Below are 21821 nucleotides of genomic sequence, written 5' to 3' on the forward strand. Positions count from 1 at the left end.
CGCCTCGGACGCCCCGAGTACGCCAACACCCCGTCAACGCAGCAGAGTCACAAGGCGTTGAGCGGAGTACTGCCGCCGCTGCGCGTCACGCCGTCATCAGCGCTTACGGGCGGGCCGCGAGCGCTTGCCCGGACCCACCGTCACCACCTCGAAGTTGGACTTGGTGCGGTCCAGCCGGTGGAAGAGGTTGTCCGGCCCGGTGATGTACATCTTCGACACCCCGGCGCCCTTGAGCGTGTCCACCACCTTCGGCCAGTGGATCGGCAGGTCGAAGGTGTCCAGAAGCATCGTGCGCAGCGCGTCCGCCGAGGTCACGATGGTGCCGTCCTGGTCGGTGACCACGGGCAGCTTGGGGTCGAGGATGTCGTACTTCGGCAGGATCTCCTCGGCCGCCCGGCGCCGCAGCTCCGCGAACGCGGGCGCGTGCACCGCCGGGACCATGGTGTACATGGAGTAGCCGCCGGCCTGGCTGATCGCCTTCTTGAACCCCTCCAGCTCCTTCTCGCGCAGCGAGACCATGAAGAAGCCGTCGTCGAGATAGCCGGAGTAGTCGTACCACTCACCGCGCTCGCCGAGCTCGGTGAGGATCTCCGTCAGCTTCTCCTGCGGAGTGCGGACGAAGGTGTGGGTGACCGCGTCCTGGTGCTCCTCGGCGAAGTACGCGTGCTCACAGCGGGCCAGCTCCGCGGTGAGCCGCACCACCTCGGGGAACGGCAGCGAACTGACGTACGCCGCCGCCGCCTTCTGCCCGAAGCTGGGGCCCACGCACAGGTCCGGGACCAGTCCGTGCTCCTGCTCCGCGCGGTCCGCCGAGGCCATCGAGTTCACCAGGAAGGCGATCTGGGTGGCCTCGGAGTAGTCGTCCTCGGAGTCGCGGAGCCGGTCGAAGACCGAGTAGCCCAGCGCCTCGTCGGCCTCGGCGAGCCGCTTGCGGGCGAACGGGTCGAGCGTCAGGAACCTGCCCACCTCGGAGAAGCCGGAGGGCCCCATACCGGGGAAAACGATGGCTGTCTTCGTCTGCTCGGATGCCGTCATGGTGTGGTGCCTTACTCTCGATCCTGCCGTCGCTCAGTCCTGCGCCCGGCGGTTGAAGCCGCGGATGCCGATGGTCCCGAAGATCAGGATCGCCGCTCCGATCGCGGAGAAGCAGATCCACAGCGGGATCGACTCCGGAACCTTGGGCCCGGGTTCCAGCAGCAGTCCGCGCATCGCCTCGGTGACGTAGGTCAACGGGTTGAAGGAGCACAGGATCTGGAACCAGCGGACGCCCTCCAGGCTCCGCCACGGGAACTGCGTGGCCCCGGTGAACATGATCGGGGTGAGCGTCATGGCGAAGACGATGGAGATATGACGCGCGGGCGCCAGGGTGCCCAGGGTGAGGCCGACGCAGCCGCCGACCAGTCCGCCCAGGCTCAGGATGCCCAGCGTCACCGGCATCTTCTCCAGCGGCCAGGAGACGTCGTCCAGCAGCGCCAGACCGATCGGGATCATGACCAGGGAGCCGATCAGACCGCGCATCGCGCCGAAGATCGCCTTCTCCACCGCCACCAGGGAGACCGGGATGGGGGCGAGCAATCGGTCCTCGATCTCCTTGGTCCAGGAGAAGTCGATGGCCAGCGGCAGTGCGGTGTTCTGGAGGGCGACCAGGAAGCTGTTGAGCGCCACCACACCGGGCAGCAGCACCTGCTGGAAGCCGGGCTGGGTGAAGCCGATCTCGCCGAGCACCTTGCCGAAGACGAACAGCATGAAGAACGGTTCCACGATGACCTGGCCCAGGAAGGGGCCCATCTCGCGGCCGGTGACGAAGATGTCGCGCCACAGGATGAAGAAGAACGTCCGCCACCGGTTGGCGCGGCGCCGGTGGCGCCCGGGGCGGCGCTTGGCGTCGGGCAGTTCGAGTTCGAGTTCGGGCTGCGGCTCGGGCTCGGGCTCCACGAGCGGCGAACGGGCGTCGGCCGCCGCGATGATGGCGTTCAGCGCGGCCTTGGCGTCCTGTGCGGCCTGGGTCGCCGACGGGGCCGGTATGGGCTTTATGACGAGCGTCAGGGTGTCCCCGATGTCGCCGCCGCCGTGCGGGGCGGCCATGCCCCTGGCCTCGTGGTGCCGGTGCTCCTGCGGCCGGCTCTGCTGCTGCCGGGGGTCGGGCTGCCGGACATCCGGCGCCTTGCCCTCGTGCTTGACCGGCGCGTTCGGGGTGGCCTTCTGCACCTCGGCGGCCGGACGCGGGGCCGACGGCTTGGACCGGACGAGCACGGTCCGGGTGTCCTCGAAGCCGTCGTCCTCGGGGGACTTGGACTCGGGGGCCCGCGGGTCGGTGGTGCGGTTCCCGTCCGGCCTGGCAGCGGGGGTCCTGGGGTCGGCGGGCCGGTGCCCACCGTCCCTGGCGGCGCCGCCTTGGTGCGACGCGGGTGCCCCGGCGCCGGCCGCGGGCTTCTCCTCCGCGCCCTTGCCGCCCGTGGTCCCGTCCGTCGATGACGTGGGTCGAGAGGAGGAGCTCATCGCATCTCCTTCCCCGTCAGGTCGACAAAGACGTCTTCCAGGCTCGCCTTGCTCACATTCAGGTCCTTGATTTCGCAGCCGGTGTCGGTCAGGGCCTTGATGACCGTGGGCAGAAGTACGGAGGACGACGCGTTGCTGTAGACCTTCATCCGGAAGGTGCCGTCGTCGATCGCCCCGGCCCCGCCCATGGCTGCGGCCATCTCGGCCTCGGCGCTGAGCACCTCGACCCGCTCGGCGACCCCGAGGCCCTGCACCATGTGGACCACGCCGTTCATCCCGCTGTGCGGCGGGCGCACCGTGACGGTCAGCGCGGTGTTGCTCATCCGGCTGGTCAGTGCCTCGGGGGTGTCCAGGGCGAGCAGCTTGCCGTGGTCGACGATGCCGATCCGGTCACACAGCTTGGAGGCTTCCTCCATGTCGTGGGTGGTGATCACCACCGTGACGCCACGGGTCTTCAGTTCGGCGACCCGGTCGCGTACGAAGATCTGTGACTGCGGGTCCAGACCGGTGGCCGGCTCGTCCAGGAACAGCACTCGGGGGCGGTGCATCAGCGCCCGCGCGATCATCACGCGCTGTGCCTGACCACCGGAGACCTGGTCCGCGCGGGCCTTGGCGTGGTCGCCGAGGCCGACCCACTCCAGGCTCTCGTCCGCCAGGCGGTTGCGCTCCGAGCGGGGGAGACCGTGGTAGCCGGCGTGGAAGGTCAGGTTCTGACGGATCGTCAGTGACCGGTCCAGGTTGTTGCGCTGCGGCACGATGGCGAAGGACTGCCGGGCCACCGCCGGCCTGCGCACCACATCGACGCCCTGCACGAAGGCACGCCCGCCGGTGGGGGCGACACGGGTGGTCAGGATACCGATGGTGGTGGTCTTGCCCGCTCCGTTGGGTCCGAGGAAGCCGAAGACCTCGCCGTGCCTGACGGTGAAGCTGAGATTGTCGACAGCCGGAACGGGCCGGCCGGGATACTTCTTGATCAAGCCGTCGACAACGACGGCGAAGTCAATAGGGCGTGTTGTGTTCATCGCTGTCGTCGCACCGATTTAATTGGCTTGAGGAGAACATTACTTTCCTCTTGTTTAGCACGACGGCTTGACTCCTGACCCCTAACTGTCCGCAGATTAGGGGGTGGTGGCACGGGTGAGGGGGCCTTAGGGGGCGCCTGCTGTGTCCCGCTGTGTCCCGGGCCACGCCGCGATGGCGTGGTACCCGCATATCGCGCGTACCGCGAATAGCGGTTACTAGGGGTTGTGGCCCGGGAGAAGGGCTCATAGCCTCACGGAGTCAGCATCTCGGACGAGCGTGGTCGACGCGCCCCACCATCGCACTCGTGCCCGGCCCCTCAGTGCAATCGCGGGGATGTACTCCTTGAGCCAGATCAAGCCCGATGATGTGGGCCTTATTCGGATATTGCAAACGGAAACTCCGAGTAGTTTCCGGCTGATCTGTTTCCCGGAATCCGCCCACTCCACCGCGTACTACCTCTCGCTGTCCGAGCTTCTGCTGCCCACCGTCGAGGTGTTGGCGATCCAGTACCCGCTGTACGTGGGCATCGACGACGATGAGCGGCTGACCGATTCGGCCGACCTCGCGGACCGGATCTTCGGTGCGCTGGGGGAGTGGATGGACCGCCCGCTGGCCTTCTTCGGCCACCGGGCCGGCGCCGACCTCGCCTACCGCGTCGCCGAGCGCCTGGAACGGGAGACCGGGACGGCACTGTTGACCCTGTTCGTATCCGGCCGCACCGCGCACTGGGGCATGTCCCTGGGGCCCCCGGAGCTCGGCTGCCGGATCGTCGCCCTCGCCGGTGAGGGCGACCCCAAGACCCCGCTGCGCGGCGTACGGGCCTGGCGGCGGCGTACGAGCGGACGATTCGACCTCGAGGTGTTTCCCGGCGCCCGTTACTACCTCGACTCGAGCCGGAGAGAGGTCGTCAACCTGGTGCACGACCAGTTGCTCTCGCACGTCCCCGTCGATGCCGAGTGGGAGACCGGCTTCGAAGACCAGGGAGCCTAGGGGGGACCCGCCCAGGGCTGCCCGTACTCCTGAGCGAAAAGGAAAAGAGTACGTTTCGATGACCGCGAAGATCTACGCGCTCGACTCGGTGCAGACCCTGGCCGACTTCGAGCTGGACGCGCTGCGCGTCGCCGATGTGATCCGCGAGCACGGGGTGACCCACGGCGACCGCGTCATCTTCAAGGCGGGCAACTCCGCCGCCTACGTGAGCGTGCTGTTCGCGCTCATGCACGTGGGAGCCTCCATCGTCCTGATCGACCAGCAGGAGCACCCGGACGAGACCCGGCGGATCGCCCAGCGCACCGGCGTCGCGATCGCCTTCGTGGACGACGACGCCCCGATCCACGCCGACATCCGTACGGTGAACCTCTACGAACTGATCGCCCCGGCCGCCGGACGCCCGCTCACCACCCGGGAGCTGTCCTTCGACGCCTGGGCCGACCGCCGCGACGGCCTGATCATGTGGACCTCCGGTTCCACCGGCGAGCCCAAGGGCGCCGTCAAGTCCGGCCGTAAGTTCCTCACCAACCTGGAGCGCAACGCCGCCCAGGTCGGGCACCGGCCGGACGACGTACTGCTGCCGCTGCTGCCCTTCGCCCACCAGTACGGGCTGTCCATGGTGCTCATCGCCTGGCTCACCCGCTGCTCGCTGGTGATCGCCCCGTACAAGCGCCTGGACCGGGCCGTGCAGATGGCCGGCCGGACCGGCGCCACGGTGATCGACGCCACCCCCTCCAGCTACCGCACCATGCTCAACCTGGTCGGCCGGAAGCCGTCGCTGCGGACGCAGTTGGAGGGCGTCCGGATGTTCTGCTCGGGCGCCGCGCCGCTGGACGGCGCGCTCTCCGAGCGCTATGTGGCCGAGTTCGGCCTGCCGCTGCTGGACAGCTACGGCAGCACCGAGCTGGGCAACATCGCCTTCGCCACCCTGGAGAACCCGGTCTCCTGCGGCCGGGCCATGGAGGGCATCAAGCTGCGCGTCATCGACGAGGACGGCCACCCGGCCGCCCCCGGCGAGGCCGGCGAGATCGAGGTCGACACCCCGGACGCGCTCGAGGGCCATCTCGCCGAGGACGGCACCATCGACGCCGTGCCCACCGGCTGGCAGACCACCGGCGACCTCGGCTACCTCGACGCCGACGACAACCTCTTCGTCCTGGGGCGGAAGTTCGCGGTGCACCGCTCCGGCTACACGCTCCACCCCGAGCTGATCGAGCGGAAGGCCGCCCTGGCCGAGATCTCCACCCGGATCGTGCCGCTCCCCGACGAGCGCCGGGCCGGCGACACCCAGCTGGTCTTCTTCGTGGAGGACGACGAGCTGCGGGACGCCAAGCACTGGCGGGAGCGGCTGTGCCAGGTGCTCCCGCTCTACGAACAGCCCAACCGGGTCGAGGTGCTGGAGAGCTTCCCGCTCAACCGCAACGGCAAGCCGGACAAGCGCCGGCTCGAGCAGATAGCCCAGGGCTGAGACGACAGGGGGAGCCGACGGCGCACGTCGGCTCCCCCTGTGTGCTGTATGTGTACGGCCACGGCCGTCAGTAGGTGTACGGCCATGGCCGTCAGTCGTACGGAAGCTCCAGCGGCGCGAAGGTGTCGAAGAGATCACCGGGGCCCGGGTTGTCCGGATGCGTGGTGCCGCCGAGGTGGCGGAGGACTCCCCACACCGCGTTCAGCGCCGTGGTCACCGCTCCCTCGGCGAACCCGGCCGTCCAGGAGACATCGTCCCCGCACAGGAAGAAGCCCTGCTGCGCCGGATCCAACCCGTCCTGCATGAACTGGGTGAACAGCCGCCGCTGATAGCGGTAGTGGCCGGGCAGATTGTTCTTGAAGGCCCCCATGAAGCGGGGCTCGGTCTCCCAGGTGACGGTGAGCGGCCCCGCGATGATGTGCGACCGGATGTCCACATCCGGATAGATCGCGGCCAGCTTGGTCAGCAGCGTCTCCAGCCGCTCCTCGGCCGAGAGCGTGGCGACCTTCAGTGAGTCGTCGTTCCAGGTGTACGACAGGCACATGACCCCGGGCCGGTCGGGCCCGTCGTCGAAGAGATAGACCCCGCGCGGCATCCGGTCGGTGAGCGTCATGCTCATCATGTCGTGGCCGGTCGCCGGGTCGGCGTCCCGCCAGAACGGCCGGTCGACCAGGACGAACAGCTTTGAGGCGCCCATGTAGTGGGTGCGCTCCACCGCCGTCCACAGCGGAGTGGACAGCAGCGACGGATCGCAGTCGACCCGGTTCAGCAGTGTCCACACATGCGGGCTGTAGACCACCGCGGGGAACTCGCGTTCCTCGCCGCTCTCGTCCGTCACCCGGACGCCGTCGGCGGTCCGCCGCAGCCGGGTGACCGCGGGGCGGGGCCGGCCGCCGTGCAGCGACGCGAGCGACGTCCCCTGCGGCCAGTGCGCGAGCGTTTCGGGCTGGTGCTCCCACAGCCCGTTCGGCACCTGGGAGGAGCCGCCGACTATGCCCACCTGGTTGTCGTCGGCCTCGGTGACCACGACCCGCAGGATCTCCAGCACCGAGTTGGGGAAGTCGGTGTCCCAGCCGCCGGTGCCGAAGCCCACCTGGCCGAAGATCTCCCGGTGGCGGAACGACTGGAAGGCGGAAGAGGTGGCGAGGAAGCCGTAGAAGGACTGGTCGTCGAACTCCCTGACCAGCGAGTTCCATATGGTCTTCAGCGTGCTGACGTCCCGCCGCTGGATGGCGTCCCGCAGCGTGGCCAGGTCGGCCCGCTCCTGGAGCGCCTTGTCCCAGGCGTCGGCGACCTCCTGGTAGACGTCCGGGAGCTCACCGGCGGTGCGCGCCCGGTCCTGGCCGCCGTTCAGGTCGATCAGCGTGCTCGCGGTGGCCGGTGCCAAAGGATTAGGGAAAGGACGAGTGGACAGGCCCAGCAGATCGATGTAATGGAACAGCGATCGGGCGGAGACGGGAAAGCGCATGGCGCCCATCTCCGCCTTGTATTCCGGATTACCGGGGAAGGGCGTGGACCGCATCCGGCCGCCCAGTTGCTCCGCTTCATAAAGAACTGGGGAAAGCCCTAGTCGCAGAAGCTCATAGGCCACGGTCAGTCCGGACATTCCGCCGCCGATGACGGCGACTTCGGTCCCGTGCATCCCAGCGGGCAGGGCGCCCAGACCTGCTGGGTGGGAGAGCCATCTGTCGTAGGAAAAGGGGAAATCCGGCACGAGCATGGTCGTGGCGGACGCGGTAGCGCACGTCATGGCATCAACCTCTTGGGGCCGAGCGGCATCGCGGGGATATCAGGCGGTGTAAGCGACATCGAAATCCAGGCTCGCGGGCAGTTCTCGGCGCTGGCTGATGTTGATCTTCCGGTAGACACGGGTCAAGTGTTGTTCCACCGTGGAGATCGTGATGTAGAGCTTAGCGGCGATTTCCCGGTTGGTGTAGCCGGAAGCTGCTAGTGCTGCGACCCGGCTCTCGGCGTCGGAGAGTTCGGAAAAGGCGGCCGTATCCTCGCCGGTACGGGTCGCTTCCGACAGGGCCGAACGGGCCGGAGTGCGCTGCAGGGAACGGGACAGCTCCTCGGCGCCGCAGCTGTCCGCGAGCCGCAGGGCCCGACGGGTCATCAGCCGGCTGGTGTCCAGATCGCCGAGCTGCTTGTGCGCCTCCGCGAGATCCGCCAGCGCCCGCGCCATCTCGTACCAGCCGCCGCTCGCCTGGAGCACCCCCACCGCCTGCTGCAGCAGCGCGATCCGCTCGTTCAGCGGCCGGGTGGCGGCCAGCACCCGCAGCGCGGCGCCCCGGGTGCGGGACGAGGACTCCCCGGCCAGCTCCAGCTGCTCCTCCGCCAGCCGCGCAGCCCGCTCCTGGCCGCCCAGGGTCAGCCAGGTCTCGGCGGCGCCGAGCCGCCAGGTCAGGGTGGCGGGGGAGTCCAGGCCCCAGGCGGCCATCTTCTCGCCACAGGCGCGGAAGTCGGTGAGGGCCGCGTGCTGGCGGCCGGTGGCCAGCTGATGCCGGGCCCGTGCGTAGAGGTAGTGCAGCCCGAAGCGGTTCCGGTACATCTCCTCCGGCACCGGGCGGGCGAGCAGTTCGGCCGCCGCGTCGTGGTTGCCCATCGCGGTATGCGCGTTGATCAGCATCCCGAGCGGCATGCCGACGGTGACCCCCCAGCCGCGTGCCGGAAGCTCCTCCAGCGCCCGCTCCGCGTACCGGACCGTGTCCCGCAGCCGTCCGACGCGCAGCGCGATCTGGGCCCGCAGCACACAGAAGTAGGCCAGCAGCGCCTTGGCGCCGCGCTCGGCGGTCTCCTCGATCAGCCGGTCGCACCAACTGGTGGCGGTGGCGTGGCGGTCCGCGTACACCAGCGTCTGCAGTGCGGCGTGCACGGTCAGCATCGTCCGGTCGGAGAGCCGGACGGTCTCCAGCACCCGCTCCGCGGCCCGCACGGCGCGCTCGTCGACACCGCGGCTCAGCACGGTCCGCAGCGCCCGGAACGCGGTCAGCTGGGGCGACTCCGGGGACTGGTCAGGCGACAGCGGGCCGACCTCCCACGGGCCGTCGCACTCCTCCTGGTCCAGGAAGGGCCGCAGTTCGGGGTGGTCGGGGTAGGTGGAGGACAGCGCGAGCCGGATGGCGCGCAGCCCGGTGTCCAGATCGGTGCCCGGGTGCTCGGCGGCGGCCCGGCTGACCTGCTCCAGCGCGGTGGCCGCCTCGCCCATCCGCCCCAGCCCCAGCAGCCCGATGACGACCGGGATGGTCTGCGGCGCCGGCAGCAGCCCGCTGCCGGCCGGACCGGCCAGCGCCTGCAGCCGCCGCATCTGGGACAGCGGATTGAACGGCCACATGGCCTGCACCATCGTCGCCTGGAGCTGCAGCGCCTCGCGCTCGTCGGTGCTGTACCGGTCGGCCATCTGCAGGCAGTTCATGGCGAGTTCTCTGTGGTCCGCGGCGATGGCGTGCACGGCCGCGTCGCACAGCGCCTGCGAGATCCACTCCTCGACCGGTCCGGGCGCCTCGTGGCTGAGCAGATGGCGGGCCACGTCGATGGGGTCGGCGCCCTCCTCGTACAGCAGCCGGGCGGCTCGCAGATGCAGCGGGCCGAGCTCGTGCAGCTCCAGATCGTCCAGCAGCACGGTGCGCACCGCGTCGCTGCGGAAGCGCCCGCCGTGCAGGATGCCCACCTCGGTGAGCAGCCCGACGGACTGCCGGACCAGCCGCTCCTCGACCTCGATCAGCCTGCTCAGCAGGGGAACGGACGTGGCGTCACCCAGCAGCGCGACCCCGTGGGCCACCCGGCGGTGGGCCGGGCCGCCGCGGTACACGCAGGACAGCGCCGCCTGCCGGAACAGCTCCCCGGCCACCGGGGCGTCCGTTCCGGGCGCGGGGTCGAGGGGGCCGCGGGTGAGGCGGGAGAACCGGTCGTCCAGGAGGCCGCGCAGCAGCAGCAGGTTGCCGCCGGTCATCTCGTGGTACGCGGCGGCGTGGCGCCCGGCCTCCTCGGTGCCCAACTCCTGGGTCAGCAGCGTGGAGACGCCCGCGACGGTGAGCGGGGCGAGCCGGACATGGCACACCTTCGGCTCGTGCAGCAGCTCGTCCAGGGCCGTGGCGGCGGGGCCGGTCAGCGACCCGCGGCTGACCACGACGGACAGCGCCTCCGAGCGGCAGCGGCGGATGCCGTACGCCAGGCAGCGCAGCGACGGAAGGTCGGCGAACTGGACGTCGTCGATGGCGATCAGCAGGGGGGCGTCACCGGTCAGCTCGTCGAGCGTGCGGTGGAAGTCCTGAAGCAGCGGGAGTTCGGCCTCGACCGGGCCGTGCGGATTCCGGAGCGCCTCGAGGCCGGGCCGCGGCCGGGAGTGCTGCAGATGGGCCGGCATGCCCTGGTAGAGCTGCTCGAGCACGGCGTAGGGGAACTTCTGCTCCGAGACGGAGGCGACCGCGGGCAGCACCCGGACGCCGCGTCCACCCGCCGTGTCCGCCACGGTGTGCAGAAGTGCGGTCTTTCCCGATGTCACGGCGCCGCTGATCACGGCGAGCCGGCTTCCCTCGCGGGCGCCCTCGAAGAGGAGCCGATTGAGCCGGGCTATCTCCTGATCGCGCTCCACCAACACGTACGAAACACCTTCCCCGATTTAACGTATGCGCAGGGGTCTTGAAAGCGAATCACCGTGCATGGCGCACCTGGTAATGCATCGTCCCCCGAGTCGAAAATACCGCGCCGCTGTTGTGCCCCAGATCCCTTCCGTTGTTGACACCCTGTGCGGCGGCATGGCTGCTCTGTGTCATGTCGCGTCTTCTTCCGCCCCTCCCGGCCGGGTTGGGCATGCCAGCCCGGGATCAGGGGTATGGGGCGGATGCGCACTCTAGCAGTGCTGTTGGTAGGAAAAGATGACCGTCTCGTCACGGGAGAAACTGTTCGATTACGGTTTCGTCCCCGTAACCGACTTGTGAAGCCGGTCGCCAACTCTCAGATCGCGCTTCGCCGCTGGTGGCTGTGGGGTTTCTGGGGGTAACACCCTTGTCGGATGTGAAAGTTGCGCAAAAGTGTCGGAAACTGCCGAACCTTGAGTTCGTCCCCTCGCATCTCGTTGTGCGTGTTTCCCCTGTTCCATGGTCGTAGTCGTCGTCGCCCCAGGCGTCCATTAGCATCGCCGCGGCCGCCGAATGGGCTGCGGTGTGTCATGGGCCACTATGGGAACGGCTACTAGGGAAACGACTAGTTGTCCGAGAAAACGGGAGGAAGTGCGCGTGGTCAACCAGAAGTTGACATTTGTCGTCGGCACCGGCCGGTGCGGTTCGACGGCTCTGTCTCAGGTCATCAATATTCATCCGGATGTGCTCAGCATCAATGAATTGTTCGCCAGCATTCCCGATGCGGAGATGCTGGACGAGGCTCCGCTGAGCGGTCCGGAGTTCTGGGGATATCTGTCCCGGCCCAATGTGATCACCAATAGCATGATCAAAAATGGCGCCACCCCGCCCGAGTTCCTCTACCACAGGCTGCCCAAGCGGCGGTTCGACGCGGAGACCACCGGTGTTCCGGCCATCAGCGTCATGGTGCTGCCCCATCTGACCGACGATCCCGACACGCTCTTCGACGAGCTGGAGTCCGAGGTCACCTCCTGGCCCACCCGCCGTCCGGCAGATCACTGGACGGCCCTTTTCGCCTCCCTCGGCGCACGGTTCGGCAACCCCGGTGCCGTCGTCGAGCGGACCGGCCTGTCCATCGGCCGCGTGCCGGAGATGCACCGTGCCTTCCCCGAGGCGCGCTTTGTGCACCTCTACCGCGAGGGCCCCGACTGTGCCGTCTCCATGAGCCGCCACTTCAGCTTCCGGATGATCCCGCTGCTGTGGGAGATGGCCATGCACCTCGGCCTGGAGACCCCGCAGCACCTGACGCCGCAGCACGCGGCCCAGCTCCCGCCCGACCTGGCACCGCTGCTGAGTGACCGGTACGACCCGGCGCTGGTGATGGAGCGTCCCATCCCGCTCAACGCGTTCGGCACCCTGTGGTCCGAGACGATCGTCGACGGTCTGCGGAAGCTGGACGAGGTCCCGGCGGAGCAGCGCACCGCGCTGTCGTACGAGACCCTGCTCGAAGAGCCGGAGAAGGAACTGATCCGGCTCGCCGAGTTCATCGGGGTGGAACCGCACCGCACCTGGCTGGACGCGTCCATCGCCCACCTCGATGGCGGCCGGCCCGGCGCGGCGCGGAAGCTGCCCGAGGCGGAGCTCACCCCGCTGCTCGAATCCTGTAGCCCGGGCACGCGGGCGCTGGCCGCCCACCAGTAGGGCGCGCGTCGTCACCCGGCGACGGCTGCTCACCCCGAGGCCGGTCGCCGGGTGGCGCCCTGCCGCTTTGCCGGCTTGGTTCCCTGCTTCCCTGCTTCCCTGCTTCCTGGGTTCCCCGGGGACGGCTATGTGGCCTGGCCTATATGCCCTGGCCCATATGTCCTGGGCACGCTGTGGCGAGACGTCCATAGCCGGTGCCTATCATCGTGGTGTGCAGTTGCATCAGCTGCGTTATTTCGCCACCGTCGCGGAGACCCGGCACTTCACCCGCGCCGCGGAGCTCCTGCATGTCGCCCAGCCCTCGCTGTCCCAGCAGATCCGCGCCCTGGAGCGGGAGCTGGGAGCCGATCTCTTCCACCGGGCGCGCGGCAATATCGCCCTCACCGACGCCGGAGAGGCACTGCTCCCGCTGGCCCGCCAGATCCTCGCCGACGCGGAGACCGCGCACCGCGAGGTCCAGGAGGTCGCCCAGCTGCGGCGCGGCCGGGTGCGGCTGGGGGCCACGCCGAGCCTGTGCGCCAGCTTCGTCCCCGATGTGCTGCGCCGCTTCCATGACGAGTTCCCGGGCATCGAGCTGATCGTGGACGAGGGCGGATCCCAGGACCTGGTCCGCACGCTCTCCGCGGGCGAGCTGGACCTCGCGCTGATCATCACCCCGCTGCCCGGCCAGGCCTCCGCCCTCGCCGCCACCGAGCTGCTGCGGGAGGAGCTGGTGGTGGCCTCCTCGCCCGCGTCCCCACCCCCCACCCGGCGCCGGCGGATCCTGGTCGAGGATCTGCGGGACCGGCCGATGGTGATGTTCCGGCGCGGCTACGACCTGCGCGAATTCACCACGGCGGTCTGCCGGGCGGCCGGGTTCGAGCCGTCCTTCACGGTCGAGGGCGGCGAGATGGACGCGGTGCTGGGCTTCGTACGGGCCGGGCTCGGCATCGCGGTACTGCCGGGGATGGTGGCGGCCCGGTCCGGACTGCGGATCACTCCGTTCGCGGGCCACGATATGCAGCGCACCATCGCCGTCGCCCACCGTAAGGACGTCGCGCCGCCCCGGGCTGCGCGTGAGCTGCGCCGGGTGATGCTGGAGCATCTGCGGACGGCGGCCGCGGGGGAGTTCGGCCTGCCGCCGAACACCACGCGACTGCTGTCGTAGCTGTGTGGGTGCGGCGCGGGGTGAGCGGTGTGGACGGTAAGGCCGGTGCGAACTGTGAGGCTGCTGCGTGGGGTGTGCCGGGGCCGGTGCGAACTGTGAGGCTGCTGCGTGGGGTGTGCCGGGGCCGGTGCGAACCGTAAGGCCGCCGCGAGGCGTGTGCCAGGGGGCGGGACGACCGTAAGGCCGCCGCGAGGGTCGTGCCGTCAGCCCCAGATCGCGTGGGCCAGCGCCGCACCCGCGAAGGCGGCGCCCACTCCGGCCGCCACACTCAGCACCACATTCGCGACGGCGAAGAGCCGGGCGCCCTCCTCGGTCAGCCGCAGGGTCTCGTACGAGAACGTCGAGTACGTCGTCAGCGCCCCGCACAGCCCCGTGCCCAGCAGCAGTTGCACCCGCTGGGACGCCGCCCCCTCCGCCGCCGCGCCGGTCAGCAGGCCCAGCACCAGACAGCCCACCACATTGACCATGAACGTGCCCCAGGGGAACACCGAGTCGTGCCGTGCCTGCACCGCGCGGTCGGTCAGATAGCGCAGCGGCGCACCGACCATCCCGCCCGCGATCACCAGCAGCCAGTTCACCGGGCCCGGCCCCCGGGGTGCACGATCTCGACCGGGTCGACCACCACGAGGCCGTCACCCACGATCTCCTCCAGCTCGGGCAGGAAGGACCGCACCCGCTCCTCCGTATCGATCATCACGATGGCCATGGGCAAATCCTCGCCGAGCGACAGCAGCCGCGAGGTGTGGATCAGGGACGAGGAGCCGTACCCCTCGACGCCGCGGAACACGCTCGCACCCGCGAGCCCCGCACGATGCGCGCGGTGCACGATCTCGGCGGACAGCGGCTTGCGATGCCAGGTGTCGTTCTCGCCGATGAAGACGGTCAGCCGCAGCGCGGGCTCGCCGGTCACCGGGCCGCCCTCCCGCCGGGCCCGCCGCCGTACGAGCCGAGGACGCGCCGGGTCGTCGCCACGGCGGCCCATACGGCCGCCATCGCCACCACGAGCGTCCCCGCCAGATAGGCGAAGGCGATCGCCAAACGGCCGTCCTGGACCAGCCGGGTGAAGTCCACGGCATACGTCGAGAAGGTGGTGAAGCCGCCGAGCACACCGGTGCCGAAGAAGGGCCGTACCAGCCGGTGGGCCGTCCACATCTCGGTGATCAGCACCAGGAAGACGCCGATGACCGCGCAGCCGACGGCGTTGACCAGCAGGATCGTCCAGGGGAAGGCGCTGGACGGGGTCGGCCACAGCAGCGACGCCCCATAGCGTGCCATCGCCCCGAGTGCGCCGCCCACCGCCACCACGCCCACCACGGCGCCCTGCCCCCGCCAGGGGTGGTGCCGAGCGGGCGGGGCCGGGCCGGTATCGGGGTCGATGGGCTCATCCACCACGTCTGACCGTGAGCTGCCCATAGGGATCAGGCTACGTCGTGACGCCGGCACCGGCCGACTGGGGAGGACGACGGAAGCGGACTGGGGAGGACGACGGAAGCGGACAGGGAGGACGACGGAAGCGGACCGGGGAGGACGACGCGGACGTACGCGAGCCGGTCAGTGGTCCCGGCGCGCCACGAAGTCGCACAGCGCGTGCAGAACCCGCGTCGCCGGCCCGTCCGGCAGCCCGTTCACCGCGGTCCGGGCGCGCAGCAGCCGGGCGTGCATCACCGTCCGCGCCTCCGCCAGCGCCCCGCAGCGGTGCAGCAGCGTGACGGCCCTCGGCAGCCCGGCGCCCTCCGGGCCCGCGGTGGCGGCGGTCAGCAGAGTGCGCAACTCACCCGCCTCCGGCCGCTCGTCGGCCAGCGCCAGCAGCACCGGGAGGCTGGCGACGCCGATCGCGAGATCCTTGCCCTGTTCCTTGCCGGAGACCTCAGAGGTGGAGGTGATGTCGAGGATGTCATCGGATATCTGGAAGGCGATTCCCAGATGTTCTCCGTATTCGGCGAGTGCCTGGACGGCGGGCTCCGGGGCGCCCGTCCGGACCGCCCCCAGCTGCAGCGCCATGGCGATGAGCGAGGCCGACTTCCCCGCCACCACGGTGAAGTAGTGGGAGAGCGGATCGTCGTCGTCCGAGGGGCCGACGAGTTCCCGTATCTGGCCCATGATCAGCCGATTGGTGACCTTGGACTGCAATCGGATGGCTTCCGGGCCCAGTTCCGCGGCGAGCTGGGCCGCCTTCGACAGCAGCCAATTGCCCGCGAGTACGGCGGTGGTGTTGCCCCAGCGGGCGTTCACGCTGGGCACTCCGCGCCGGGTGCGGGCCTGGTCCATGACGTCGTCGTGGTAGAGCGAGGCGACATGCACCAGCTCGGCCAGGGTGGCGGCCTGCACGGCGGCGGATGGATCGCGCTCGCCGAACTCCGCGCCGACCAACGCCAGAAGCGGGCGCAGCCGCTTTCCGCCGGGGCCGAAGAGATGTCCGGCGACTTCCGCGACACAAGGGTCCCGGGCCTCGGTGGCGAGAGCGCGCAGCTGCTCCTCCGAGGCGTCCATCCCGCGTTCCAGACGGGCCGTGAGCGCGGGGTCGCCGGTGGTGAGCTCCATGGCCATGGAGCCCCTGGGCTCTGTTGTGGCGGACGCGACCATGCGCGGACCGTAGGCGAGGGACATACCGGAACACTGAATTCCGTCAGGAAGGTGCCATTTCCGTATCCCAGGCTTTTTCCCAGGGCCCCCGGGAACCCCTCGGCGGGTGCCCGCTGCGGCCGGTACCGTCAAGCCTGTCGATGCCGACCGCGAGCGAGGAGAACAGCGATGAGCAACCCCTTCGAGAACCCCGACGGCCGCTATCTCGTGCTCGTCAACGAGGAGGGGCAGCACTCCCTGTGGCCGGCCTTCGCCGAGGTCCCCGCGGGCTGGACGGTCGCCCACGGCGAGGACGACCGCCAGGCGTGCCTGGACTACGTCAACGAGCACTGGACCGATATGCGGCCCAAGAGCCTGATCACCGCGATGGACGGCACCTCGGCCTGACCGCGCCCGCACTCGGTTGGCAGTTTCCGGCCGCATCTCTTCCCTTTTGGCGCCGCATGACCTGAACGCGTGCCTTACGGTCGCGGCGGGCCCCACGGCGTTACGTTGACGGTGTGATGACGGACGCGAACGCCGACCTCCCGGCGACCATGCGGGCATGGGTGGTCCCCGCCCCGGGCCGGATCGAGCAGGTGGAGCTGCCGGTGCCACGGCCGGCGGAGGACGAACTGCTGATCCGGGTCCGGGCCTGCGGGGTGTGCCGCACCGATCTGCATGTCCGCGACGGCGATCTGCCCCCGCACCGCAGCCCCGTCGTCCCCGGCCACGAGGCCGTCGGCGAGGTCGTCGCGGCGGGCTCGCGGGCGCACGGCCACGGCCCCGGAATCCGGCTCGGCGTCCCCTGGCTGCGGCGCACCTGCGGCCGCTGCCGTTACTGCCTCCGGGGTCAGGAGAACCTGTGCCCGTCCTCGGAGTACACCGGCTGGGACGCGGACGGCGGCTACGCCGAGTACGTCACCGTACCGGCGGCCTACGCCTATGAGCTGCCCTCCGGATACACCGACGAGGAGCTCGCCCCGCTGCTGTGCGCCGGCATCATCGGCTACCGCGCCCTGCGCCGCGCCGACCTCCCGCCGGGCGGCCGGCTCGGCATCTACGGCTTCGGCGGCTCCGCCCACCTCACCGCCCAGGTCGCCATCGCCCAGGGCGCCGTCGTCCACGTCCTGACCCGCTCACCCGCCGCCCAGACCCTCGCCCTGGAGCTCGGCGCCGCCTCCGCGAACGACTCCTACGACCGCCCACCCGAGCCCCTCGACGCCGCCATCCTCTTCGCCCCGGTGGGCCAGCTGGTCCCGGTCGCCCTGGAGGCCCTGGATGCCGGCGGCACGCTGAGCATCGCCGGGATCTACCTCTCGGACATCCCGTCCCTCGACTACGACCGCCACTTCTTCCGCGAACGCACCGTGCGCAGCGTCACCGCCAACACCCGCGAGGACGGGCGCGAATTCCTCGCCGCGGCCGCCGAGGACCGCATCAGCGCCACGGTCACCCCCTACCCCTTCGACCGGGCGGACGCCGCCCTCGACGACCTCGCCGCCGACCGCGTCAACGGTGTGGCGGTCCTGACGATGCCGCACTAGCGCGAGGGTCCGGCGCGTCGCGAAATGGCGCCGATGCCCGGCGAAGTGGCCCCGGCACTTGGGCGAGCGGCCTCGGCACCTGGGCGAGCGGCCTCGGCACCGTCAGGAATTCGACCAGCCCCGCCGGCACAGCACCAGGCGGTAGCCGTCGGGGTCCTCGATGGTGACGCCCCATTCGTTCCAGTACGGGTTGGGGGAGAGGACGCGGGTGCCGCCGTGCTCGGTGAGGCGGGCCACCAGGTCCTCGGGGACCGGTTCGTCGAGGTAGATCACCAGGAGATCCTCCTCGGTCGGCCGGGGCTCGACGGGATGGGCCGCCTCGTGGACGAGCTCCAGGTGCCAGGAGGCGTCCGGCCGGCCCACCATCAGCAGATCGTGTTCTCCGGCCCGGTCACCGCCCTCGATCCGGTACACCACGCTCAGCCCCAGCCCACCACACCAGAAGCGCTCCGCCGCCGCGAGGTCGCGCGAAGGGCGGGCGATACGGATATGGCTCTGACCGTCGGCGGGCATGGGCGTCTCCTACGTCATGAGAAACACATCGACGGCACCGTGACCGCCGGGCAGCGCCCCACACCCTAGGGACGGGCCCGTCCCCGGAGCATCGGCCTTTCGCCGGGCCGTCCCACGGCCGTGGGACCTACGACCATGGACCGGCCGTCGGACCAGCCGTCGCTCACTCAGGCGACCCCGGCCGGCGGCCGAGCGGGGAGATGCGGCGGTATCCCGCGCGGGCGTTGACGATACGTGCGAGCGCGGTGCCCGCGACGGCCGCCGCCAGCAGGCAGGCGATCCAGCCGGTGTCGCGGTCGCCCGCCCAGGAGAGCCGGCCCGCGGGCGGAATGGCGAAGCCGTTGAGGAACAGCCAGCACAGCGCCGCGGTACCGGGCGCCGCGACGAAACGCGCGCACAGCCCCAGCAGGGCGGCCAGCAGCGAGAGCCCGATCAGGGCGAACACCGGGCGGCCGTGGCCGCCGAGGAAGTTCAGGGTCACCACCAGCACCAGCGCACCGAGGAAGGCCCCACCCCAGATGACGGGAGTGGCGACCGGATCGGGAACCGGTCTGATGCCTGCGCTGAGCCGCCTCCACTCAATCATGGGCACCATCCTCCTCCGGGCACCATCCTCCTCGCCTGTCGATGGCCACCCCACCCTTATGCGGTCGGCATCGTCCCATCGTGCCCTCACTCACCGGCCCTCATTACCAATTCTTTGCCATTCGTTAGGGTGGCACGACACTCGAGCGACGAGAGGGATGATCGTGGGCGCTCCGCGGATGAGCAGTACGCCATTGCCCGGCATCGGGGTCCGTTACGACCTGACGACACGAGAGAACAGGCTGCTGTCGGTCATCGCGCACCGCGACGGAGACCGGACGCTGAGTGCGTACCGGAAAGAGGATCCTGATGAGTGCGCCCTGTCCACGAGGCTGACCGCCGGGGAAGCGGAAGCGCTCGTCGGGGTCCTGATGCCGAGCCATCACAGCCCGAATCTGCTGTCCACCACCGAACTGGGGCTGGTGGCCGAGCGGATCGAGCTGTCGTCCACGTCGTACTGGAACGGGCGGGTGCTCGGCGAGACGCGGATGCGGACCGAGACCGGCGTCTCGATCGTGGCCGTGCTGCGCAGGGCGGAGGCGATCCCCTCCCCGACCCCCGACTTCCGGCTGGCCGGTGGCGACGAGCTGATCGTGATCGGTACCCGCGAGGGCGTGGATTCGGCCGCGGCGATACTCGGGCGGGTGTAGGCCCATGCATTCGTCTTCCGTCTTCCTGATCGAGTTCGGCGCGGTCATCCTGGGCCTCGGGTTGCTGGGACGGCTGGCCGGACGGTTTCAGTTCTCCCCGATCCCGCTGTATCTGCTGGCCGGACTGGCCTTCGGCGAGGGCGGGCTGCTGCCGCTGGGGACGAGCGAGGAGTTCGTCGCGACCGGCGCCGAGATCGGCGTCATCCTGCTGCTGCTGATGCTCGGCCTGGAGTACACCGCCAGCGATCTGGTCAGCAATCTCAAGACCCAGTACCGGGCCGGGCTCGTCGACGCGGTGCTCAACGCACTGCCCGGCGCCGTCATGGCCCTGCTGCTGGGATGGGGGCCGGTGGCCGCCGTGGTGCTGGCCGGCGTCACCTGGATCTCCTCCTCCGGTGTCATCGCCAAGGTCCTCGGCGATCTGGGCCGGCTCGGCAACCGCGAGACCCCGGTGATCCTGAGCATCCTGGTCCTGGAAGACCTGGCGATGGCCGTCTATCTGCCGATCGTCACCGCCCTGCTGGCCGGTGCGGGCCTGGCGGCGGGCAGCGTCACCCTGGCCATCGCCCTCGGTGTGGCCGGTCTGGTGCTGTTCCTGGCGCTCCGCTACGGCCGGCACATCTCCCGTTTCGTCTCCAGCGACGACCCCGAGAAGCTGCTGCTGGTGGTGCTCGGGCTGACGCTGCTGGTGGCGGGGATCGCCCAGCAGCTCCAGGTGTCGGCGGCCGTCGGCGCGTTCCTGGTGGGCATCGCCCTGTCCGGGGAGGTCGCCGAGGGCACCCACCATCTGCTCAGCCCGCTGCGGGATCTGTTCGCCGCCGTCTTCTTCGTCTTCTTCGGTCTGCACACGGACCCGGCCAGCATCCCCCCGGTGCTGCTGCCCGCCATGACGCTGGCCGTCCTCACCGCCAGTACGAAGATCGCCACTGGCTACTGGGCGGCACGGCGGGCCGGAATCTCCGAACGGGGCCGCTGGCGGGCCGGCGGCACGCTGGTGGCCCGGGGCGAGTTCTCGATCGTCATCGCGGGACTCGCCGTCACGGCCGGTATCGAACCCTCGCTGGGCCCGCTGGCCACTGCGTACGTCCTGATCCTGGTCGTCCTCGGCCCGCTCACCGCCCGCTGGACGGAGCCCGTCGCCCGGCAGGTCACGGCCCGGCTGGCGGCGCGCCGCGAGGCCGCTGCGGCGACGGCGGTCGGGGGCGGGGTCGAGAACGGGGGCGATGGCGTGGCGGAGGAGCCGCGGGAGACAGTGGACGACCCCGATACGGTGGGGCGCCGTTCATAACCGTTCGCCGGTGGTGCACCGGGAGGGCCGCGGGGAGATCCGCGGCCCTCCCGCGCGTCTCAGCCCTGGTCCGCTTCCTCGTGCCCTGAGTCCCTCAAGTCTTTCAAGCCCCCCAAGCCGTCTAAGTCGCCTAAGCCCTCTAAGTTCCCTAACGCGTCGCCGAGCCCGGCCGCGACCATACCGCCGCCCGCGGCCCCGGCCGCCGTACCGGCCGTGATGCCCCAGGTGATCGCCCCGGCGCGGGGAGTGTGGGGGGTGCGGGCCTCGATGAGCGCCTGGATCCAGGAGTCGACCTCGGCGGTCCAGTCGCGATGCTCGAGGCCCTCATGGCTCACGGTGTGGCGGCCCAGGGCGGCAGGGCCACCGGGGAGTCGCTTGCCGGGGGAGGACGAACCGGGGAAGGACCTGCCGGAGGAGGACGCGCCGGAGAAGGACCCGCCGCGCTTGTCGGCCTCCAGGACGACCTCCATGCCGTCCGGGCCGGTGAGAAGGGTCAGCGCGAGTTCGTTCATGTCGTGGATGTACCGCGGGGCGGGGGTGAGCTCGATCTCCTGGTGGAAGGGGAACCTCTGCCCGGTGCCGGCGATACGGCCGAGCCGCAGATCGGCGGCGACGAGGCCGAAGCCGAGCTGCCCCAGCGCCCCCAGCACGGCTTCCTGGACCGGCAGCGGGCGCACGATCAGCTGTTCCGGATCGCCATGGTCCTTCGCGCCCGCCGACGCGAGCTCGATCCGGATGCCCAGGACGACGCCGAGCGGCTGCCCGGAGAGCTCGGTGAGCGGGGTTTCCCACGGTATGTGAAGGGTGAACGGAATTTCTCTGTGCTCTCTCGTGTCGAGCCGGAACCCCCCGCTGAGCCGGAGGCGGTAGAAGACCACGCCGTCCGCGCGCTCCTCGCCGCCGTGCCCGGCCCCGACCCTGGCGACCAGCTCCAGTGCGAGGTGCTCGATATCGCTGGCCCGGCCGCCGCCCCGGAGCCGCACTTGCCCCCGCACCACCCCACCGGGGCGCACCGGCTCCCGGTCCAGGACCGTGTCCACGACGGGTCCGCCGACCCCGAGCGAGCCGAGCACTCGTTTGAACACCATCGCGGCGTCCACTCCTTCACTGTCACTGGGTTCGTTCACTGTTCCGTGGGGGGCATGCGTGGAACGAATGGGATGGTAAAGGGATTCCCATGTGTACCTTCTGGGATGGCAAAACCGGCCAGCGATGGTGCGGCCCCGACCGCCGGCGTCCGTGACAGCCCAGCTCAGGCGCGCTTCCGT

The 21821-nt window shown here is 70.2% G+C and carries 20 protein-coding genes; 8 read left to right on the top strand and 12 right to left on the bottom strand.

Translation table 11 applies throughout. From position 1 onward, the window contains the following. Positions 1–96: 96 nt before the first annotated feature. The 3 genes from ACFYOY_RS16425 to ACFYOY_RS16435 are packed head-to-tail and all read right to left on the bottom strand — an operon-like array spanning position 97 to position 3521. A complete protein-coding gene (locus ACFYOY_RS16425; protein ID WP_093461881.1) occupies positions 97–1035 on the bottom strand; it encodes an ACP S-malonyltransferase in 939 nt (312 codons plus the stop codon). A gap of 33 nt (positions 1036–1068) precedes the next feature. Then, on the bottom strand, positions 1069–2499 hold the full coding sequence (locus ACFYOY_RS16430) for an ABC transporter permease (protein WP_236669511.1): 1431 nt from the start codon (positions 2497–2499) through the stop codon (positions 1069–1071). Beyond that, positions 2496–3521 carry an ATP-binding cassette domain-containing protein gene (locus ACFYOY_RS16435; protein WP_351882306.1) on the bottom strand — a complete coding sequence of 342 codons (1026 nt, stop codon included), beginning with the start codon at positions 3519–3521 and terminating at the stop codon, positions 2496–2498. Before ACFYOY_RS16435 ends, ACFYOY_RS16430 begins: the two co-directional genes overlap by 4 nt. Before the next feature lie 385 nt (positions 3522–3906). Between ACFYOY_RS16435 and ACFYOY_RS16440 the strand changes: the two genes are divergently transcribed. Both ACFYOY_RS16440 and ACFYOY_RS16445 read left to right on the top strand, forming a co-directional pair. Beyond that, the gene (locus ACFYOY_RS16440) at positions 3907–4512 is read left to right on the top strand and encodes a thioesterase II family protein (protein ID WP_237513509.1); all 606 of its coding nucleotides are present in this window, start codon (positions 3907–3909) and stop codon (positions 4510–4512) included. 58 nt (positions 4513–4570) lie between these two features. After that, a complete protein-coding gene (locus tag ACFYOY_RS16445; RefSeq protein WP_351882308.1) occupies positions 4571–5980 on the top strand; it encodes a class I adenylate-forming enzyme family protein in 1410 nt (469 codons plus the stop codon). Between the two features lie 91 nt (positions 5981–6071). Here the strand turns inward: ACFYOY_RS16445 and ACFYOY_RS16450 are convergent, their stop codons facing one another. Beyond that, complete coding sequence (locus ACFYOY_RS16450) at positions 6072–7730, bottom strand: flavin monoamine oxidase family protein (RefSeq protein ID WP_388587661.1); 1659 nt, start codon at positions 7728–7730, stop codon at positions 6072–6074. A gap of 39 nt (positions 7731–7769) precedes the next feature. Beyond that, on the bottom strand, positions 7770–10580 hold the full coding sequence (locus ACFYOY_RS16455; protein WP_388587664.1) for an AAA family ATPase: 2811 nt from the start codon (positions 10578–10580) through the stop codon (positions 7770–7772). A gap of 637 nt (positions 10581–11217) precedes the next feature. Between ACFYOY_RS16455 and ACFYOY_RS16460 the strand changes: the two genes are divergently transcribed. Then, entirely contained in the window at positions 11218–12261 is a 1044-nt protein-coding gene (locus tag ACFYOY_RS16460) for a sulfotransferase (RefSeq protein WP_351882314.1), read from the top strand. Positions 12262–12472: 211 nt separating this feature from the next. Then, complete coding sequence (locus ACFYOY_RS16465; RefSeq protein ID WP_351882316.1) at positions 12473–13408, top strand: LysR substrate-binding domain-containing protein; 936 nt, start codon at positions 12473–12475, stop codon at positions 13406–13408. Positions 13409–13611: 203 nt separating this feature from the next. Here ACFYOY_RS16465 and crcB (ACFYOY_RS16470) read toward each other — a convergent pair whose 3' ends face one another. From crcB (ACFYOY_RS16470) to ACFYOY_RS16485, 4 genes are all read right to left on the bottom strand, one after another. Beyond that, complete coding sequence (gene crcB, locus ACFYOY_RS16470) at positions 13612–13986, bottom strand: fluoride efflux transporter CrcB (protein ID WP_351882318.1); 375 nt, start codon at positions 13984–13986, stop codon at positions 13612–13614. After that, positions 13983–14318 (bottom strand): DUF190 domain-containing protein, encoded by a 336-nt coding sequence (locus ACFYOY_RS16475; RefSeq protein WP_351882320.1) that lies wholly within the window; start codon positions 14316–14318, stop codon positions 13983–13985. The genes crcB (ACFYOY_RS16470) and ACFYOY_RS16475 overlap by 4 nt, the downstream gene beginning before the upstream one ends. Then, positions 14315–14821 (bottom strand): fluoride efflux transporter CrcB, encoded by a 507-nt coding sequence (gene crcB, locus ACFYOY_RS16480; protein WP_351882322.1) that lies wholly within the window; start codon positions 14819–14821, stop codon positions 14315–14317. Before crcB (ACFYOY_RS16480) ends, ACFYOY_RS16475 begins: the two co-directional genes overlap by 4 nt. 138 nt (positions 14822–14959) lie before the next feature. After that, positions 14960–15991: a polyprenyl synthetase family protein gene (locus tag ACFYOY_RS16485; protein WP_351882324.1), complete on the bottom strand. Its 1032-nt coding sequence runs from the start codon at positions 15989–15991 to the stop codon at positions 14960–14962. 168 nt (positions 15992–16159) lie between these two features. On the opposite strand from ACFYOY_RS16485, the gene ACFYOY_RS16490 reads away from it, so the two are divergent. Together ACFYOY_RS16490 and ACFYOY_RS16495 are read left to right on the top strand one after the other, a co-directional pair. Further along, positions 16160–16378, top strand: coding sequence for an MbtH family protein (locus tag ACFYOY_RS16490; RefSeq protein WP_014060764.1), 219 nt, complete (start codon positions 16160–16162; stop codon positions 16376–16378). Positions 16379–16527: 149 nt separating this feature from the next. Beyond that, a complete protein-coding gene (locus tag ACFYOY_RS16495) occupies positions 16528–17517 on the top strand; it encodes a zinc-dependent alcohol dehydrogenase family protein (protein WP_388587964.1) in 990 nt (329 codons plus the stop codon). Positions 17518–17619: 102 nt separating this feature from the next. On the opposite strand, the gene ACFYOY_RS16500 is transcribed toward ACFYOY_RS16495, so the two are convergent. Both ACFYOY_RS16500 and ACFYOY_RS16505 read right to left on the bottom strand, forming a co-directional pair. Continuing rightward, a complete protein-coding gene (locus ACFYOY_RS16500; protein ID WP_351882326.1) occupies positions 17620–18030 on the bottom strand; it encodes a VOC family protein in 411 nt (136 codons plus the stop codon). A 163-nt stretch (positions 18031–18193) separates the two neighbouring features. Next, positions 18194–18616 carry a hypothetical protein gene (locus ACFYOY_RS16505; protein ID WP_388587671.1) on the bottom strand — a complete coding sequence of 141 codons (423 nt, stop codon included), beginning with the start codon at positions 18614–18616 and terminating at the stop codon, positions 18194–18196. 178 nt (positions 18617–18794) lie between these two features. Here ACFYOY_RS16505 and ACFYOY_RS16510 point away from each other — a divergent pair, with 178 nt between their 5' ends. Beyond that, a complete protein-coding gene (locus ACFYOY_RS16510) occupies positions 18795–19265 on the top strand; it encodes a cation:proton antiporter regulatory subunit (protein WP_059145650.1) in 471 nt (156 codons plus the stop codon). Positions 19266–19269: 4 nt separating this feature from the next. Continuing rightward, entirely contained in the window at positions 19270–20553 is a 1284-nt protein-coding gene (locus ACFYOY_RS16515; RefSeq protein ID WP_351882330.1) for a cation:proton antiporter, read from the top strand. 59 nt (positions 20554–20612) lie between these two features. Here the strand turns inward: ACFYOY_RS16515 and ACFYOY_RS16520 are convergent, their stop codons facing one another. Further along, entirely contained in the window at positions 20613–21641 is a 1029-nt protein-coding gene (locus ACFYOY_RS16520) for a sporulation protein (RefSeq protein ID WP_388587674.1), read from the bottom strand. Positions 21642–21821: the final 180 nt, after the last annotated feature.

Origin of the sequence: Streptomyces sp. NPDC007875 (genome assembly GCF_042868035.1) — a bacterium.
GTDB classification, from domain to species: domain Bacteria; phylum Actinomycetota; class Actinomycetes; order Streptomycetales; family Streptomycetaceae; genus Streptomyces; species Streptomyces antimycoticus.

Bases quoted from the DNA above. Each gene is read 5' to 3' on its own strand.
- ACFYOY_RS16485 (WP_351882324.1), bottom strand. From the start codon at position 15,991: ATGGTCGCGTCCGCCACAACAGAGCCCAGGGGCTCCATGGCCATGGAG.
- ACFYOY_RS16425 (WP_093461881.1), bottom strand. From the start codon at position 1,035: ATGACGGCATCCGAGCAGACGAAGACAGCCATCGTTTTCCCCGGTATG.
- ACFYOY_RS16490 (WP_014060764.1), top strand. From the start codon at position 16,160: ATGAGCAACCCCTTCGAGAACCCCGACGGCCGCTATCTCGTGCTCGTC.
- ACFYOY_RS16435 (WP_351882306.1), bottom strand. From the start codon at position 3,521: ATGAACACAACACGCCCTATTGACTTCGCCGTCGTTGTCGACGGCTTG.
- ACFYOY_RS16495 (WP_388587964.1), top strand. From the start codon at position 16,528: ATGCGGGCATGGGTGGTCCCCGCCCCGGGCCGGATCGAGCAGGTGGAG.
- ACFYOY_RS16430 (WP_236669511.1), bottom strand. From the start codon at position 2,499: ATGAGCTCCTCCTCTCGACCCACGTCATCGACGGACGGGACCACGGGC.
- ACFYOY_RS16445 (WP_351882308.1), top strand. From the start codon at position 4,571: ATGACCGCGAAGATCTACGCGCTCGACTCGGTGCAGACCCTGGCCGAC.
- ACFYOY_RS16450 (WP_388587661.1), bottom strand. From the start codon at position 7,730: ATGACGTGCGCTACCGCGTCCGCCACGACCATGCTCGTGCCGGATTTC.
- ACFYOY_RS16500 (WP_351882326.1), bottom strand. From the start codon at position 18,030: ATGCCCGCCGACGGTCAGAGCCATATCCGTATCGCCCGCCCTTCGCGC.
- ACFYOY_RS16505 (WP_388587671.1), bottom strand. From the start codon at position 18,616: ATGATTGAGTGGAGGCGGCTCAGCGCAGGCATCAGACCGGTTCCCGAT.
- crcB (WP_351882322.1), bottom strand. From the start codon at position 14,821: ATGGGCAGCTCACGGTCAGACGTGGTGGATGAGCCCATCGACCCCGAT.
- ACFYOY_RS16515 (WP_351882330.1), top strand. From the start codon at position 19,270: ATGCATTCGTCTTCCGTCTTCCTGATCGAGTTCGGCGCGGTCATCCTG.
- ACFYOY_RS16510 (WP_059145650.1), top strand. From the start codon at position 18,795: ATGAGCAGTACGCCATTGCCCGGCATCGGGGTCCGTTACGACCTGACG.
- ACFYOY_RS16520 (WP_388587674.1), bottom strand. From the start codon at position 21,641: ATGGTGTTCAAACGAGTGCTCGGCTCGCTCGGGGTCGGCGGACCCGTC.